The organism is Sinorhizobium sojae CCBAU 05684, from assembly GCF_002288525.1.
Lineage (GTDB): Bacteria > Pseudomonadota > Alphaproteobacteria > Rhizobiales > Rhizobiaceae > Sinorhizobium > Sinorhizobium sojae.
In genome coordinates, this window is record NZ_CP023067.1 from 2,437,886 (window position 1) to 2,454,149 (window position 16,264).

The window sequence follows — 16,264 nt, forward strand, 5'->3', positions numbered from 1 at the left end:
TCGAGAAAAAAGCCTGCCCGGGAGTGGCGGCGATCTTTCGAGGCAGCGATCAAACGGCTCGTCGGATGCGCGCGGGAGGGTTCGTGCGCATCAACCCAAAGCCTTCGGGAGGTAAATATGAAATCCGTTTTGAAGCTGATGGCAGGTGCCGCCATCATCGCATCCATGCATTCCGCAGCGGTCGCAAAGGACCTCGTCATCGGCGTCTCCTGGTCGAACTTCCAGGAAGAGCGCTGGAAGACCGACGAGGCCGCCATCAAGGCCGCGCTTGAAGCCTCCGGCGACAAGTATATCTCGGCCGATGCGCAGTCCTCCGCCGCCAAGCAGCTCACCGATATCGAATCGCTGATCGCCCAGGGCGCCAATGCGCTGATCGTGCTTGCCCAGGACTCCGACGCCATTGCGCCGGCGATCGAAAAGGCGACCGCCGAGGGCATCCCGGTCGTCGGCTATGACCGCCTGATCGAGAACCCGGACGCCTTCTACATCACCTTCGACAACAAGGAAGTGGGCCGCATGCAGGCGCGCGAGGTGTTCAAGGTGAAGCCGGAAGGCAACTACGTCTTCATCAAGGGCTCCTCCTCCGACCCGAACGCCGATTTCCTCTTGGCAGGCCAGATGGAAGTGCTGAAGGAAGCGGTTGACGCCGGCAAGGTCAAGAATGTCGGCGAAGCCTATACCGACGGCTGGAAGCCGGAAAACGCCCAGAAGAACATGGAGCAGTTCCTGACCGCCAACGACAACAAGGTCGACGCGGTCGTCGCCTCCAACGACGGCACCGCCGGCGGCGCCATCGCCGCGCTTTCCGCCCAGGGACTTGCCGGCTCCGTTCCGGTCTCCGGTCAGGACGGCGACCACGCCGCGCTCAACCGCGTCGCCCTCGGCACGCAGACGGTTTCCGTCTGGAAGGATGCCCGCGAACTCGGCAAGAAGGCGGCTGAAATCGCGGCAACACTCGCCGGCGGCAAGACCATGGACGAGATCGAAGGCGTGCAGACCTTCAACGGCGGCCCGAAGGGCGTCGAGATGAAGTCGGTCTTCCTCGCGCCGATGCCGATCACCAAGGACAATCTGAACGTCGTCATCGACGCCGGCTGGATTTCCAAGGAAGCCGCCTGCCAGGGCGTTGCCGCCGGCTCGGTCGCAGCCTGCAACTGACGGCCCTTGCATTGACCTCATCGACGCCGCGACGGCAGACCGTTGCGGCGTTTGCTTAAGGTCCGATCGCTCTTGTCTTGCGCGGTGCTATGATGGCGGAAACGCCGACAGCGCCGCGTCTTATCAGACGCGCAAAAGTCGCTGTAGCACTTTTGATTTTCTGCCTGTTTTCGTCCTTGAACTCGACTAATCAGACAGGCAGCCGAAGCGACCCGCGTGAAAGCAGAACAAGTGGGGGACGGCGTCCATGGCCGACACGACGAATACCGCACATTTCAATCGCGCCCGCAGCGCCACCGAAAGCCCGGTTAAGCGCTTCTTCCGCGCCACCGAAATCGACACCCGCCTGCTCGGCATGGTCGGCGCGATGCTGATCATCTGGCTCGGCTTCGACATGCTCTCCGGCGGGCTCTTCCTGACGCCGCGCAACCTCTGGAACCTTTCCGTCCAGACCGCCTCGATCGCCGTCATGGCGACCGGCATGGTGCTCGTCATCGTCACGCGCAACATCGATCTGTCCGTCGGCTCCATCCTCGGCTTCGTCGGCATGATCATGGGCGTGCTCCAAGCGGAGATGCTGCCGCAGGTCCTCGGTTTCAACCATCCCGCCACCTGGGTGATCACGCTTCTCGCCGGCCTTGCGCTGGGCGCGTCGATCGGCGCGCTGCACGGCATGATCATCGCCTTTTTGAACGTGCCGTCCTTCATCGTCACGCTCGGCGGCCTGCTCGTGTGGCGCGGCGCCACCTGGTTCGTGACGAGCGGCCGCACCGTCGCCCCGATGGACGCGACCTTCCGCCTGATGGGCGGCGGCACCGCCGGCTCGATCGGCGCGACCGCAAGCTGGATCGTCGGCGTCATCGCCTGCGTGGCGATCGTCGCCAGCATCCTGCACTCGCGCCGGCAGCGCAAACGCTTCGGCTTCCCGCTTCGCCCCGTCTGGGCCGAATATTTCCTCTCCGTGGTCGGCTGTACTCTCGTGCTCGGCGCGATCGCCATCGTCAACAGCTATCCCTGGCCGGTCAATATCGCCCGCCGCTATGCCGAGGCGAACAGCATCGCCTGGCCGGAAGGCGGCCTCTTCATCGCCCATGGCATCGCCGTTCCGGTGCTCATCGCGATCGTCATCGGCATCCTGATGACCTTCATCTCGACGCGCCTGCGCTTCGGCCGCTACGTCTTCGCGATCGGCGGCAATCCGGAGGCGGCCGAACTCGCCGGCATCAAGACGCGCTGGGTGACCGTGCGGATCTTCGCGCTGATGGGCATGCTCTGCGCCGTCGCCGCGGCGATCTCGACAGCACGCCTCAACGCCGCCACCAATGCGCAAGGCGAGCTCGACGAGCTCTACACGATCGCCGCGGCCGTCATCGGCGGCACCTCGCTTGCCGGCGGCATGGGCACGATCGCCGGCGCCATGCTCGGCGCGCTCGTCATGCAGTCTTTGCAATCGGGCATGGTCCTGGTCGGCATCGACAGCCCGCTGCAGCGCATCGTCGTCGGCGTCGTGCTCGTCACCGCCGTCTGGCTCGACACCGTCTACCGCGCCCGCGCCAAGTAATCGAGGAGTTCGAACATGACTGAACAACGCACTCCGCTCGTGGAAATGAAGAACATTTCCATCTCCTTCGGCGGCATCCATGCGGTGGACAACGCTTCCGTCGATCTCTATCCCGGCGAGGTCGTCGCCCTTCTCGGCCACAACGGCGCCGGCAAGTCGACGCTGATCAAGATTCTCTCCGGCGCCTACAGGCGCGATGCCGGCGAGATCCTGATCAACGGCGAACCGGCCGAGATCAGCAATCCGCGCGACGCCAAGAAATACGGCATCGAGACCATCTACCAGACGCTCGCCGTCGCCGACAATGTCGACGCCGCCGCCAACCTCTATCTCGGCCGGGAACTGCGCACCCCCTGGGGCACGCTCGACGATGTCGCGATGGAGGCGAAGGCCCGCGAGGTGATGGGGCGCTTGAACCCCAACTTCCAGCGCTTCAAGGAGCCGGTGAAGGCGCTTTCCGGCGGCCAGCGCCAATCCGTGGCGATCGCCCGCGCCATCCTCTTCGACGCCCGCATCCTGATCATGGACGAGCCGACCGCAGCACTCGGGCCCCAGGAGACGGCGCAGGTCGGCGAGCTCATAAAGCAGTTGAAGCGCGAAGGCATCGGCATCTTCCTGATCAGCCACGACATCCACGACGTGTTCGACCTCGCCGACCGCGTCTCGGTGATGAAGAACGGCCAGGTCGTCGGCCATGCCCGCACCGAGGACGTGACCAAGGACGAAGTGCTCGGCATGATCATCATGGGCAAGGTGCCGCCCAAGGCGATCCCCGGCCCCGGCGCCATGCAGATGGCCTGAGCCTTTACCCGCCCGCATCCATCGATGCCGCATCCCCGCGAGGATGCGGCATTTTTCTTGGGGCGATAACCCGCCGCGAGCGATGCAGTGCGACCACAGGCCGGCGGGCGAAATTCGAATTCCCCCACAATCTCCTGCAATTGACCATTGAAGCGAGCCGCAAGCTAGGCTAAGAACCGCTCACAGCCTGCTTCGGCGGCCTTGGCCGCCAACGGATGCACCCGTAGCTCAGCTGGATAGAGTGTTGGATTCCGATTCCAAAGGTCACAGGTTCGAATCCTGTCGGGTGCGCCAATCTTTTCATGTCCGACCCGGAGACATAGGTAACAGTTTGTACCTAAGACATGGGTGACAACCTCGTGCCGAACTGTGGAGCGGCGCGTCGGAGATCGGCGTTAGCTTTGGCACATCTAAAGTCGGACGCGGCGGTCCGCTTCGCTAATCGTGCGGAATGATTGCCATCTCAAAAGGGGATGATCGTTTAGTGGTCAAGAACTCGGCATTGGGAAAATTAGAGGCAAGCTCCGCGATTTCAGATCGAGTGTCGGGCAGCATGTTCATGCCACAGATTATTCCGTCCAGCTCGTTTGCTCAGAACGGGTTATCTTCGAATGGCTCATCGGGGGACCATCCGGAACCGCTGCAAATTCGCCATTCACGTTCGTGAGCCCACGCCTCAGATTTCGTGTACATCAATCGATCCATCACCTTGCCTTTGTCCAATGTCCCAACGGCAGAGAACATGTCGGCGAGGTTGTCTTCATCGGCCAATGCGGGGACGTTAGGAACATAATCGACTGTTCGAGCTATCCCAAATAGGCTGTCGAACGCAGGGATCGATCGAAAGCGCAGAACCACTACTGTGTGGTACTCCGCGTAGAACGCCCACATTACGGGACTGTTTGGCCTATCGGTCAGGCAGAGCATTTTGGCAGTGCGCAAATACTGGCGCAAATCTTCGTTCAGCCGAGGCAATGAGCGACCCGTTCTCTCGAATGCCTCTTCAACTGCTGGACCAAAAAGCCGCTCAACCTCTTCCTTAGGAAGGTTCGGGACCTTATCACAAAGAAGCTTGATGAGCCGACCGAGCTTGGTGGCGACGGGGTCGAGTTCACCTTTATACGCCTGCCACAACTCATCGAGCGCCTTTGGCCTCAGGTATCGAGATTGGCGTCAACGTCAGATCGAGTTGCATGTCATAGACATCATTCATCCGTTCGGGAGTTGACCATCGCAGCGTTTGGTTCGGTATCGCATCCATGCTCATCGTATTCCGCCCGCGCCGTCTCTTCGCCCCGGAATCCACCCAAAAACCGCCTGTCCGACCGCTTCACCAAAACCCGTAAGCCAACCCACACATGAACAGAACGGTAATGATGACGAGACAGGTTATCGAGTAGCGACCGTTCGCCGACCTGCCGAACACGCCAAGGAAATTCAAGTTCAGTTGTTCATTCTCATTGGGGTTGGTCTTCGACATCTGCGCTCCTGCTGTTGTTGAACCTACAGACAGGCAACGGCGTAGGTTCTCTACAGGCAAGCCGATTGTACAAGCCATTGTAATTCAACCGTAAAGCATGCCCCTACAGCCTTTCCGGCATCACATCAGCCGTGCCGCCGCTTTGCCGACCAGCACGAGGACGCCAAGCCGAAGTAACATCCGCAACACGGCAATCAGGACGGCACAGGCGATGGAGAAGCGACCTTCAGCAAGGGTTTCGTGCCCAAGGAACTTGAACCACAAGCGTTCAGGGATTTTTGGGGATTTCGGCATCAGCACACTTCTCCATTTAAAAAAACGAATCAGTGCTTGCTGCTACCTGCTACCTGCTACCTGCTACCGCATGTGGGCAGAATCCGCTTGGGTTGGCAATACCTACGTTAAAATTCGCGGTTCGTTCTGACAGTCATTATGCCGTTTCCCCCAAGCAGCACCGTGATCCACAGGGCGACCGGCAACAAAAAAAGCAGCCGATCCGGAAACCGACTGCCTGAAGTGCTGCACGATTTTTGCGGTGGCGGCACACATATACTTAAAAAAATGGAGCCTGTTATTATGCCAGTGAGAAGGAACGTGATCTATCGTTGTGTCAAATTCCATAGGTCTGTGGCAGGCGCTTCAGCTCTGGTGGTCCAGTTATCGCTTACGGAACGCATCCCCTCCACATACCTAAAACCCTGTACCGGCAGGAAGTGCCCGCCATAACGGGCATTGATCTCGCCGGCCGTCTTCGAGGTCGAGGCGGCGCTTCTGCTCTTGCATGAACCATAAAGGGCCGTTGAGACCTGGACCCACAGCGGACGCCGGCGAAGGGCGGATGCTAGGCCGGGGTGCGAGGTATCGATCAGCGTCGGCATGGGCCGTCGATACGGATCGGGCCGCGGCGCCATGCGGCGCAAACTAGCACGACGACGAGGCGGCAGGCGCGCCTCACGAGGGCCGGGGCGGGGTCGAAAAGGCGACATGCGCGACCGGCTCTCCCTGGACAAAGCCGACATTACAGCGGGCGGCGATGGCGCGTGGTAGAGCCACGTCCGCATTCGGTCGAGCGGACTTCCAAGGCGATATGCTACCTTGCCGATGACACCTCCCGGTGCCATGGACGGCTCATTTTATCTTCATACAGATGTCGCCTTGGTGACCATAACCAACAACATAGACGTCTGAAAAGAAAAGCCGCTTCACTACTTCGCTCTGGAGGAGCAGAATTTGCAGATCCCGAGCCCGATCATCGGCCAAGGCATACATATCCGGCAGTATTTCAATTAGCAGCGTGTCTCCTTTGTGACGAGCCTTTTTGTTGGCGCGTGTCTCCACAGCATCGACGATGAGGCTGAAAAGCTGCTCGGTCGAATATGTTCCCACCTTGTCCGGATCACCGGAGTGGTCCGCATAGCGCCTAAAGACAACCAGCTCTTCGTAATCCTGAACGTTAATGATCCCGCGTACCTCGCCGTCCTTGATCGCCCGCTCCATCAGTGCAAGCCGTTCCCGGGCCCGTGCAACGGTAACCTCAATCTCGCGCTTGCGGCCGTGCCGATTGCGGACGACGCAGTCAGGATAGGTGCCATCCAAAGGGAACAGAATTTCGTCATCAGGCCGGGCATGTTCCCTTACGAATCGGGCGGCGGGGGTGACCTCATCGCGAAGCCTGGCCATCCGTCTGCGTCCGAGCACATAGTCGTCAGTAAGGCCGATTGACTTAACGAACTGAAAGATTTGTTTGCGCCGCCGCAAGAAGTCGTCCACCGCAAGCCCCCCTTTTAGCGCTGCATAGAAATCGTCGAGTGCGTCGCTATCTGGTTTCACTTCGATCTGTCTCCTTGGTCTGCGGCTCTTTCGTTCCAGCCTAGTCCGACGACAGCAATCCGCAAAGCGCTCGCCCGCGGGGCCGACCGTTTTAGGCAAAAGCTGAGCCCGCATGTGACGGCTGCCTTTCACGGCAAGCTGAGAGGAATTTGGCGCTCCTAGAAACGCGCTGACAGAGTTATGAACATCCTCGACGTGCTTACCCTTACGTCGCCTCAATCAAGCACCTGCGGATGTTGCCCTCCCCCACCCCCCTGTGCTAGAGACCCGCCCAATTTGCAGGTTTCATCTGCTGGTTGGAGAGGACGCCATGGCTGACGACGCCCTCTTCCAATCGGGGATGGGCTCGGTCGATGCCCCCCGAACGGAAGAACGCTTTTTGACGCGCGCGCATGCGGCGCGCCCGGGGAAATCCTGCAGGACGCTGCCCTCTCGCCGGGCCGCGGCGACGATTCCGACGTAACGTCGCCTCCATTTCCATCGATCCCGATCCTCAACCGGAGGCGCCGCCGCGCCCGACGGCGAGGGCTACCGCTCGCCGAACCCACTCCGGCGAACCATCCGGCAAATCGTAAGCGAATATCATGCAACTGACGACACCCTATTACCTGATCGACAAGTCCAGGCTCATCCGCAACATGGAGAAGATCGCGCGGCTGCGCGATACATCCGGCGCCAAGGCGCTCCTGGCGCTGAAATGCTTCGCCACCTGGTCGGTCTTCGACCTGATGCGCGACTACATGGACGGCACCACCTCCTCCTCGCTCAACGAGGTCCGTCTCGGGCATGAGCGGTTCGGCGGCGAGACGCATGCCTATTCGGTCGCCTATGCGGATTACGAGATCGACGAGGTCGTCAGCCACGCCGACAAGATCATCTTCAACTCGATCGGGCAGTTGGAGCGTTTCGCCGACAGGGCCTCCGGCATCGCCCGCGGCCTGCGCCTCAATCCGCAGATCAGTTCCTCGAGCTTCGATCTCGCCGATCCCGCCCGGCCCTTCTCCCGCCTCGGCGAATGGGACCTCGCCAAGGTCGAGCGGGTGATGGACCGGATTTCCGGCTTCATGATCCATAACAATTGCGAGAATGCCGATTTCGACCTCTTCGACCGCATGCTCGGCGTGATCGAGGAGCGGTTCGCGCCGCTTCTAAAGAAGGCCGAATGGGTGAGCCTTGGCGGCGGCATCCATTTCACCGGCGAGGACTATCCGGTCGATCGCTTCGCCGAGCGGCTGAAGCGCTTTGCCGGCGACTATGGCGTCCAGGTCTATCTGGAACCGGGCGAGGCGTCGATCACCAAATCGACGACGCTCGAGGTGACGGTGCTCGACACGCTTCATAACGGCAAACACCTTGCGATCGTCGACTCCTCGATCGAGGCGCACATGCTCGATCTGCTGATCTATCGCGAGAGCGCCAAGCTTAAGCCAAATAAGGGCCCGCACCGCTACATGGTCTGCGGCAAGTCCTGCCTTGCCGGCGATATCTTCGGCGAGTTCGATTTCGAGAAGGAATTGAAGGTCGGCGACCGCATCTCGATCGAGGATGCGGCCGGATACACGATGGTCAAGAAGAACTGGTTCAACGGCGTGAAGATGCCGGCGATCGCCATCAGGGAACTCGATGGCAGCATCAAAACCGTCCGCGAATTCACCTACGCGGACTACGAACAGAGCCTCTCCTGAGGCGAAATCCAAACGGATAGAAGGAGATATCCCGCAAAATGAAGAAGAACGTGCTCATCATCGGCGCCGGCGGCGTCGCACAGGTGGCGGCGCATAAATGCGCCCAGAACAACGACGTGCTCGGCGACATCCATATCGCTTCGCGCACCAAGGCGAAGTGCGACAGGATCATCGAGTCGGTCCATGAGAAGAAGGCGTTGAAACGGCCTGGCGTTCTCGAGGCCCATGCGCTCGACGCGCTCGACATCGAAGCGACGAAGGCGCTGATCAGAAAGACCGGCGCAGAGATCGTCATCAATGTCGGCACCGCCTTCCTCAACATGTCGGTGCTCCGCGCCTGCATCGACACAGGTGCGGCCTATATCGACACCGCCATCCATGAAGAGCCCGGCAAGATCTGCGAGACGCCGCCGTGGTACGGCAATTACGAATGGAAGCGCGCCGCCGAATGCGAGGAAAAGGGCATCACCGCCATTCTCGGCGCCGGCTTCGATCCGGGTGTCGTCAACGCCTATGCGCGGCTCGCCAAGGACGAGTATCTCGACAAGGTGACGGATGTCGACATCGTCGACATCAATGCCGGCAGCCACGGCAAGTACTTCGCCACCAATTTCGATCCGGAGATCAATTTCCGCGAGTTCACCGGCGTCGTCTATTCCTGGCAGAACAATGAGTGGCAGGTGAACAGGATGTTCGAGATCGGCAAGGAATACGACCTGCCGGTGGTCGGCAAGCGGAAGGCCTATCTCTGCGGCCATGACGAGGTGCACTCGCTCGCGAAAAACATGGACGGCGCCGACGTGCGCTTCTGGATGGGTTTCTCCGACCATTACATCAACGTCTTCACGGTGCTGAAGAATATCGGCCTTCTCTCCGAGCAGCCGGTCACGACGGCGGAGGGCCAGGAGGTCGTGCCGCTCAAGGTCGTCAAGGCCTGCCTGCCGGATCCGGCGTCGCTGGCGCCGGACTATGAGGGCAAGACCTGCATCGGCGACTATGTGAAGGGGATCAAGGGCGGCAAGGAGCGCACCGTCTTCATCTACAATGTCGCCGATCACAGGCAAGCCTATAACGAGGTCGGCTCGCAGGGCATCTCCTACACCGCCGGCGTGCCGCCGGTCGCCGCGGCCATGCTGATCGCCACCGGCGAGTGGGACGTGAAGAAGATGGCGAATGTCGAAGAACTGCCGCCGAGGCCCTTCATCGACATCCTCAACCGCATCGGCCTGCCGACGCGCATCCAGGACGAAAACGGCGACCGCGCCGTGAGCTTCGAAATGGCCGCTGCCTGAGCATTTCTCGGCTGCACCGGATCACGTCGATTTGGGGGGACTGACGAACGCGGCTTCAGACCCCCTCTGGCCTGCCGGCCATCTCCCCCACAAGGGGGAGAATCCGCGTGGCACCGTCCGCGCCCTCACCTGAGCGTTCCGCTTGAACAAGTGTCGCGGTTGGAGCGAGGGGCAAACCGCTGGTTTTCTCCCTCTCGTGGGGGAGATGGCCGGCGGGCCAGAGGGGTTCTGACCACGCTCCACCGCCTCACACAATCCGGTGCAGCCGATCAGCTCACCCCGGCGAGCCCTCTCCCCGCATCTCCAGCCAGGCCTTCAGCGCCACAGCATTGTTGCGGCGCTCGTCACGCGCCGCATAGAGCAGCGTCACCGGTCCTTGCGCTAGGTATTTGAAAACCTCGCCTGCCGCCGCCTGCGCCGCCTCGCCTTCGAGTTCGCCGGCATAGGCTTCGCAGAACGCCTCCCATTCATCCGGCTTGCCGTGGAGGCGCTTGCGCAGGGCGTCGCTCGGCGCGATCTCCTTCAGCCAGAGTTCGATCCTCGCCTTGTCCCTGGCGATGCCGCGCGGCCATAGCCGGTCGACGAGGATGCGCGTCCCGTCGTCCGGTCCCGGCGCTTCATAGACGCGTTTGAGTAGCAACTCCCCCATCCGTCCCCCTGAATGCGAGTCATGCGAGATCTTCCCTCGCATCCCGCCCGAACGCAATGGTCCAGGCGAGATGCGGCGCTTCAGCGGATGCGCCCTATTCGCGCACGAAGGTCTCGATCTCCTCCTGCGTCACCTCGCCGTTGCCGTCGGCGTCGATCGCGTCGAAAACGCGCCGGTGAATGGTGCTGATCTCCTCGAAGGAGAGCGCATCGTTGCCGTCGGCATCGGCGATCGCGAACATCATCTTCATCATGTGCCCGCGTCCCCCCATCATCCGGCCGTGATACCCCATACGGCCCGGTCGCATCATGTCGCGCGGCATCGCCTGCTGCTGCCCGGCCTGGGGCTCCTGATCCGGCATGGGCGTTTCCGCTTGGGGCGCCTCCGGCGTGACCTCCGGTTCCTGGGGCGCATCGGCCGCCTGAGCGGCGGCGATGTTCGTCGAGCCCAGGGTCATGATGACAGCGAGGGCGGCCACCGCTGGTAATCGCATTGAGAACATGAGACTCCTCCTTCGGTTGGACAGAACAGGGCGGGCGGGAAAAGCGCCCTGCGCTTTTCCCGCCCGCGATCGCATCGCGGCCTCCCTCTCCGGTTCATGCCGCTCCGCGGGCGTCTACCGGCTGCACATTCTGGTTCATGCGGAACAGGTTGCCCGGGTCGTAGCGGCGCTTGACCTCGACGAGCCGTTGATAATTGCCGCCATAGGCCGCCTCCACCCGGTTGACCTCGTCGGCCGGCATGAAATTGACATAGACGGTGCCGGCGGCATGGGGCCTCATCGCCTCATAGACGTCGCGCGCCCATCCGATGCAGGTCTCGTCCATGGCCGGTTCGCGCCAGCGGGCATGCACATTCATGACGAAATGCGAATTGCGCTGCGGAAATGCCGTCTCCTCGGCGGCGATCCGGCCGGCGGCACCGCCGACATGGCCAATGAAAACCTCGCATTCCGGCCCCGGCAGCTTGCGGATGGCCTCGATCAGACCATCGATCGCCGCGTCGGAAAGCTCCAGGAGATCATGGCTCTTCCAGTAATTGCGGGCGCCCGGCGTCAGCAGCGGATCGAAGGCCTGCTCCCAGGCGAGGAAGGGATGGGGCGCGACCACGTCGGCGATCGGATTGCCGATCGCGCGGAGGGCTGCCGTTGCCTTCTCGCCCGCCGCGATATCGCCGCAATAGCACATGGCGAGCACCACGACCTCCTTGCCGTGCCACTCCTGGGGTATGAACGGCAAGGGCGGCGCCTGCCGCAAGACGACCCAGCAGGTGAGTTCGTCCGGCGCCGCTTCGAGCGCCTGCCGGTATTGCGCAAGGACCTCGCCTGCATCGTCGAAGGGGTGCACGACCAGTCCCGAAAGCACCTCGGGGCCGAGCTCGTGCAGGGCGAATTCGAAAGCCGTAACGACGCCGAAATTGCCGCCGCCACCCTTCAAGGCCCAGAAGAGGTCGCGATGCTCCGTCGGGCTCGCGCGCAGCAATTCGCCGCTTGCCGTCACCACGTCGGCTGAGAGCAGGTTGTCGCAGGTCAGTCCAAATTTGCGCGTGGTCCAGCCAAACCCGCCGCCAAGCGTCAATCCCGCGATGCCGGTGGTGGAGTTGATGCCGACCGGCAGCGCCAGGCCGAAGGCCTGGGTTTCCTTGTCGACATCGGCAAGCGTCGCGCCCGGTTCCACCCAGGCCCGCTTCGTCGTTGCATCGACGCGCACCGATTTCATGGGCGAGAGGTCGATCATCAGCCCGCCGTCGCAAACGGCATTGCCGGCGATGTTGTGCCCGCCGCCGCGCACGGCCACGAGCAACTGGTTCTCCGCCGCAAAGCGAACGGCACTGATGACGTCGGAAGCGCCGGCGCATTGCACGATCAACCCCGGCCTGCGATCGGTCATTGCATTCCAGATCGTGCGCGCCTCCTCGTAGCCCGGGTCGCCCTGCGTCAGCGCGCGGCCGCGCAGCCGGCCTTGAAGCGCTTCGACAGCCGCGGCGGCAACGCTTGTCTTTCCTGCTTGCAGATTGGTGAGGCTCATATCATTCATGATCCGCTCCTCCCGCGGTCAACCTCCCGCCCCAGCAGTCAGGCATTCTGCGCCCTTGCGGAACGGCCCGCAAGCAAAGGCGGCCGCGGCCGCCTACACATCTGCGGGAGCGGGCGCGCTTTTTTTGGGCGCGTGATATGCACCCAGCGGCGCTGCGGTGTTGAGGAAGGAGGGGTCAGCCCGGCGCCGGCGCGGCCTCTCGGCGGAAGCCCTGGCTCGCCACCATGAGGTTGCGCGTGTAGTCCTCGGCGATGCGGCCGGCGACGAGATCTGCCGAGGCGAGCCGCTCGACGACGTGCCCGCCCTGCATCACCGCAAGGCGGTCGCACATATGGGTGACGACGCCGAGATCGTGGCTGACCAGGAGAAAAGTCAGCTTGCGCTGCCTGCGCACCTCGTCGAGCAGGTTCAGGACCTCCGCCTGGACGGAGGCGTCGAGCGCCGAAGTCGGCTCGTCGAGAAGCAGGATCGAAGGCTCGAGGATCAGGGCCCGTGCGATTGCCACGCGCTGCCTCTGGCCGCCGGAAAGCTGGTGCGGGTAGCGGAAGCGGAAACCCGCGCCGAGGCCCACCTCGTCAAGCGCCGTCAGGATCCGCCGCTCGCTGTCGCCGATCCCGTGGACCGCGAGCGGCTCCATCAGCTGGCGGTCGATCGTCTGGCGCGGATGCAGCGACCCATAGGGGTCCTGGAACACCATCTGCGCCGCGCGGTAGAAGGCCTTGTCGCGACCTGTGCCCCTCAGCGTGCGCCCCTCGACCCGGATCGCGCCTGCGCTTGTCGGCGCAATCCCGGCAATCGCGCGCAGGAGCGTCGATTTGCCCGAGCCGGACTCGCCGACGAGGCCGAAGGATTCCCCGGCCGCAATCACGACACTGACATCGTCCAGCGCCGTGAAGCCGTCGAAGACGACGCTGAGATTTTCAACCGAAACGGCCGCGGTCATAGCGCCCACTCCGGCTTGCGGTCGAGCACCGGCAAGGGATGGCGGTCGGCGCCGATCACCGGCATGCAGTTCAGGAGGCCCTGCGTGTAGGGGTGTTTCGCGTTGGCGAGATCCAAGGCGGCGATCTCCTCGACGATCCGGCCCGCATACATGACGAGCACCCGGTCGCAGAAGGAGGAGACGAGCCTCAGATCGTGCGAGACGAAGATCAGCCCCATGCCGCGCTCGGAAACCAGCCTGTCGAGGATCGACAGCACCTCGAGCTGAACGGTGACGTCGAGGGCCGAGGTCGGCTCGTCGGCAATCAGCAGTTCCGGCCCGGCAATGAGCATCATCGCAATCATCGCCCTTTGGCCCATGCCGCCCGAGACCTCGTGCGGATAGAGGTCGAAGACGCGCTTCGGGTCACGGATCTGCACCGCGGCCAGCATGTCGAGCGCCCGTTCGCGCGCTTCGGCCCGGCTTACCTTTTCGTGCTGCCGCAGCGTCTCGACGATCTGCCGGCCGATGCTCATCACCGGGTTCAGCGAATATTTCGGGTCCTGCAGGATCATGGCGAGCCGCTTGCCGCGCAGGTCCCTGCGCCGCTTCGGCGAAACGTGCAGCAGATCGATGCCGTCGAAGGAGAGCGTCTTGGCCGTCACCTCTGCCTGCGGCGGCGTCAGCCCCATGATTGCCCTGCCCGTCTGCGACTTGCCGGAGCCGCTCTCGCCGACAATGCCGAGGCGTTCGCGCCCGAGCGTGAAGGAGACGCCGCGCACCGCCTCGACCACGCCGGTGCGGGTCGGGAAACGCACCCTCAGATCCTCGACCGTCAGAAGCGCGCTCATTGGCCGCTCTCCCGCGGGTCGAGCGCATCGCGCAGCCCGTCGCCCAGCAGATTGAAGCCGAGGCTGACGATGAGGATTGCGATGCCCGGCATCGTGGCGACCCACCATTGGTCGAGAATGAAGCGACGGCCGGAGGCGATCATCGCGCCCCATTCGGGCAGCGGCGGCTGCGCGCCGAGGCCGAGGAAGCCGAGGCCCGCCGCCGTCAGGATGATGCCGGCCATGTCGAGCGTGACGCGGACGATCAGCGATGACAGACACATCGGCATCACATGGCGGAAGACGATGCGCGTCGGCGACGCCCCCATCAGCCGCACCGCGGCGATGTAGTCGGAGTTCCGCACCGTCAGCGTCTCGGCGCGGGCGATGCGCGCATAGGGCGGCCAGGAGGTGATCGCGATGGCGATGACGGCGTTCTCGATGCCGGGCCCGAGTGCTGCGACGAAGGCGAGCGCCAACACGAGCTTCGGAAAGGCGAGGAAGATATCGGTGATACGCATGAGGACCGCATCGATCCAGCCGCCGGTATAGCCGGCGACGGCGCCTACGATCAGACCAACGGGCGCGGCGATGATCGCGACGAGCGCGACGACCATGAGCGTCAGCCGCGAGCCGTGGATCAGCCGCGACAGGATATCGCGTCCCTGATCGTCGGTGCCGAGCAGATAGCCCTCGCTGCCCGGCGGCAGCAGTCGCGCGCCTGCGAGATTGCCGATGAAGGGCGAATGCGGTGCGAGGAGGTCGGCAAAGGCGGCGACGAGCACGAGCGCCATGAGGATCAGAAGTCCCGCAACGGCGAGGCGGTTCGCCGAGAACCGGCGCCAGGTCACGTAGGCGCGGCCAAGCCGCGCTTGTGTTCGGGATTGCGGCCGGTCCGAAAGCAGCCATTCGCGCCGCGTCATCGGGCGGGTTTGGGTGTCAAGGCTCATCGCGCGCGCGTCCTCGGGTCGAGTGTCCGATAGAGGAGATCGGAGAGAAGATTGATGCCGATGAAGACCGAGCCGATGACGATCGTGCCGCCGAGCACTGCGTTCATGTCGGCATTCTGCAGCGAACTGGTGATGTAGAGGCCGAGCCCCGGCCAGGCGAAGACCGTTTCGGTCAGCACGGAGCCTTCGAGCAGCCCGGCATAGGAAAGCGCGATCACGGTGACGAGCGGCACCGCCGCATTGCGCAGTGCGTGGCCCCAGATGATCCGCGCCTCGGAAAGACCCTTGGCGCGCGCGGCGATGATATATTCTTGCTGCAACTCGTTCAGCATGAAGCTGCGGGTCATGCGGCTGATATAGGCAAGCGAGAAATAGCCGAGCAGCGAGGCCGGCAGAATGATGTGCCGGAAGACGTCGCGAAAGACGTCCCACTGACCCTGCCAGAGCGCATCGACGAGATAGAAGCCGGTGATCGGCGTGAAGCTATATTCATGGACGATATCGATGCGGCCGGGATAGGCGACCCATTGCAGCCGCGCATAAAAGACGAGGAGCGCCAGCAGCGCCAACCAGAAGATCGGTACGGAATAGCCGACAAGGCCGATAATGCGGACGATCTGGTCGGCAAGACTGCCGCGCTTGACGGCAGCGAGCACCCCGAGCGGCACGCCGATCAGCGCGCCGATCAAGGTCCCGAGCGTCGCCAGCTCGATCGTCGCCGGGAACACGCGGCGGATGTCGGTCATCACCGGATTGGTCGTCAGCACGGAGGTGCCGAAGTCGCCGGAAAGCGCCTGCCGGACATAGATGAAGAACTGCTGGTAGAGGGGCAGGTTTAGCCCCATCGCCTCACGCGTCCGCTCGACAACATGCGCCGGCGCGCGGTCGCCGAGCACCGCCAGCACCGGATCGATCGGGATCACCCGGCCGATGAAGAAGGTGACGGCGAGCAGGCCGAGATAGGTGGTCGCCACGACGACGAGGAAGCGAAGCGCCGCGGCAATGACCTTGCGGGGACGGGCGCGCCCGCGCCCGTTCTCCCGCTCTGTTGCGCTCGTGTTCAAGGAAAC

15 protein-coding genes and 1 tRNA gene are annotated in these 16,264 nt (G+C 63.0%); 6 read left to right on the forward strand and 10 right to left on the reverse strand.

The window, feature by feature from the left end; all coding sequences use genetic code 11:
- Positions 1–117 precede the first annotated feature (117 nt).
- The 4 genes from xylF to SJ05684_RS11965 all read left to right on the forward strand — a co-directional run bounded on the left by xylF (position 118) and on the right by SJ05684_RS11965 (position 3,814).
- On the forward strand, positions 118–1,158 hold the full coding sequence (gene xylF / locus SJ05684_RS11950) for a D-xylose ABC transporter substrate-binding protein (protein ID WP_034856635.1): 1,041 nt from the start codon (positions 118–120) through the stop codon (positions 1,156–1,158).
- Between the two features lie 247 nt (positions 1,159–1,405).
- Positions 1,406–2,719 (forward strand): sugar ABC transporter permease, encoded by a 1,314-nt coding sequence (locus SJ05684_RS11955; protein ID WP_034856634.1) that lies wholly within the window; start codon positions 1,406–1,408, stop codon positions 2,717–2,719.
- 15 nt (positions 2,720–2,734) lie between these two features.
- On the forward strand, positions 2,735–3,520 hold the full coding sequence (locus SJ05684_RS11960) for an ATP-binding cassette domain-containing protein (RefSeq protein ID WP_034856632.1): 786 nt from the start codon (positions 2,735–2,737) through the stop codon (positions 3,518–3,520).
- Positions 3,521–3,737: 217 nt separating this feature from the next.
- A tRNA-Arg gene (locus tag SJ05684_RS11965) sits at positions 3,738–3,814 on the forward strand.
- 297 nt (positions 3,815–4,111) lie between these two features.
- Here SJ05684_RS11965 and SJ05684_RS11970 read toward each other — a convergent pair.
- From SJ05684_RS11970 to SJ05684_RS11975, 3 genes are all read right to left on the reverse strand, one after another.
- Positions 4,112–4,654, reverse strand: coding sequence for a DUF2971 domain-containing protein (locus SJ05684_RS11970; protein ID WP_034856630.1), 543 nt, complete (start codon positions 4,652–4,654; stop codon positions 4,112–4,114).
- Between the two features lie 466 nt (positions 4,655–5,120).
- Positions 5,121–5,294, reverse strand: a complete 174-nt coding sequence (locus SJ05684_RS29640) for a hypothetical protein (RefSeq protein ID WP_157211989.1) — start codon at positions 5,292–5,294, stop codon at positions 5,121–5,123.
- Between the two features lie 834 nt (positions 5,295–6,128).
- Positions 6,129–6,830: a hypothetical protein gene (locus SJ05684_RS11975; RefSeq protein ID WP_034856629.1), complete on the reverse strand. Its 702-nt coding sequence runs from the start codon at positions 6,828–6,830 to the stop codon at positions 6,129–6,131.
- A gap of 584 nt (positions 6,831–7,414) precedes the next feature.
- Here SJ05684_RS11975 and nspC point away from each other — a divergent pair.
- Both nspC and SJ05684_RS11985 read left to right on the forward strand, forming a co-directional pair.
- Complete coding sequence (gene nspC, locus SJ05684_RS11980; RefSeq protein ID WP_034856627.1) at positions 7,415–8,515, forward strand: carboxynorspermidine decarboxylase; 1,101 nt, start codon at positions 7,415–7,417, stop codon at positions 8,513–8,515.
- Positions 8,516–8,553: 38 nt separating this feature from the next.
- The gene (locus SJ05684_RS11985; RefSeq protein ID WP_034856625.1) at positions 8,554–9,807 is read left to right on the forward strand and encodes a saccharopine dehydrogenase family protein; all 1,254 of its coding nucleotides are present in this window, start codon (positions 8,554–8,556) and stop codon (positions 9,805–9,807) included.
- A 274-nt stretch (positions 9,808–10,081) separates the two neighbouring features.
- On the opposite strand, the gene SJ05684_RS11990 is transcribed toward SJ05684_RS11985, so the two are convergent.
- The 7 genes from SJ05684_RS11990 to SJ05684_RS12020 form a co-directional block, all read right to left on the reverse strand.
- Positions 10,082–10,456: a DUF488 domain-containing protein gene (locus SJ05684_RS11990; protein WP_034856623.1), complete on the reverse strand. Its 375-nt coding sequence runs from the start codon at positions 10,454–10,456 to the stop codon at positions 10,082–10,084.
- A gap of 94 nt (positions 10,457–10,550) precedes the next feature.
- Complete coding sequence (locus SJ05684_RS11995) at positions 10,551–10,958, reverse strand: EF-hand domain-containing protein (RefSeq protein WP_034856621.1); 408 nt, start codon at positions 10,956–10,958, stop codon at positions 10,551–10,553.
- Between the two features lie 94 nt (positions 10,959–11,052).
- On the reverse strand, positions 11,053–12,492 hold the full coding sequence (locus SJ05684_RS12000) for an FAD-binding oxidoreductase (RefSeq protein ID WP_034856619.1): 1,440 nt from the start codon (positions 12,490–12,492) through the stop codon (positions 11,053–11,055).
- 175 nt (positions 12,493–12,667) lie between these two features.
- Positions 12,668–13,435 carry an ABC transporter ATP-binding protein gene (locus SJ05684_RS12005; protein ID WP_034856617.1) on the reverse strand — a complete coding sequence of 256 codons (768 nt, stop codon included), beginning with the start codon at positions 13,433–13,435 and terminating at the stop codon, positions 12,668–12,670.
- Entirely contained in the window at positions 13,432–14,265 is an 834-nt protein-coding gene (locus tag SJ05684_RS12010) for an ABC transporter ATP-binding protein (RefSeq protein ID WP_034856615.1), read from the reverse strand. Before SJ05684_RS12010 ends, SJ05684_RS12005 begins: the two co-directional genes overlap by 4 nt.
- Entirely contained in the window at positions 14,262–15,194 is a 933-nt protein-coding gene (locus SJ05684_RS12015; RefSeq protein ID WP_034856613.1) for an ABC transporter permease, read from the reverse strand. Before SJ05684_RS12015 ends, SJ05684_RS12010 begins: the two co-directional genes overlap by 4 nt.
- Positions 15,191–16,258: an ABC transporter permease gene (locus SJ05684_RS12020; RefSeq protein ID WP_034856611.1), complete on the reverse strand. Its 1,068-nt coding sequence runs from the start codon at positions 16,256–16,258 to the stop codon at positions 15,191–15,193. Before SJ05684_RS12020 ends, SJ05684_RS12015 begins: the two co-directional genes overlap by 4 nt.
- Positions 16,259–16,264 lie beyond the last annotated feature (6 nt).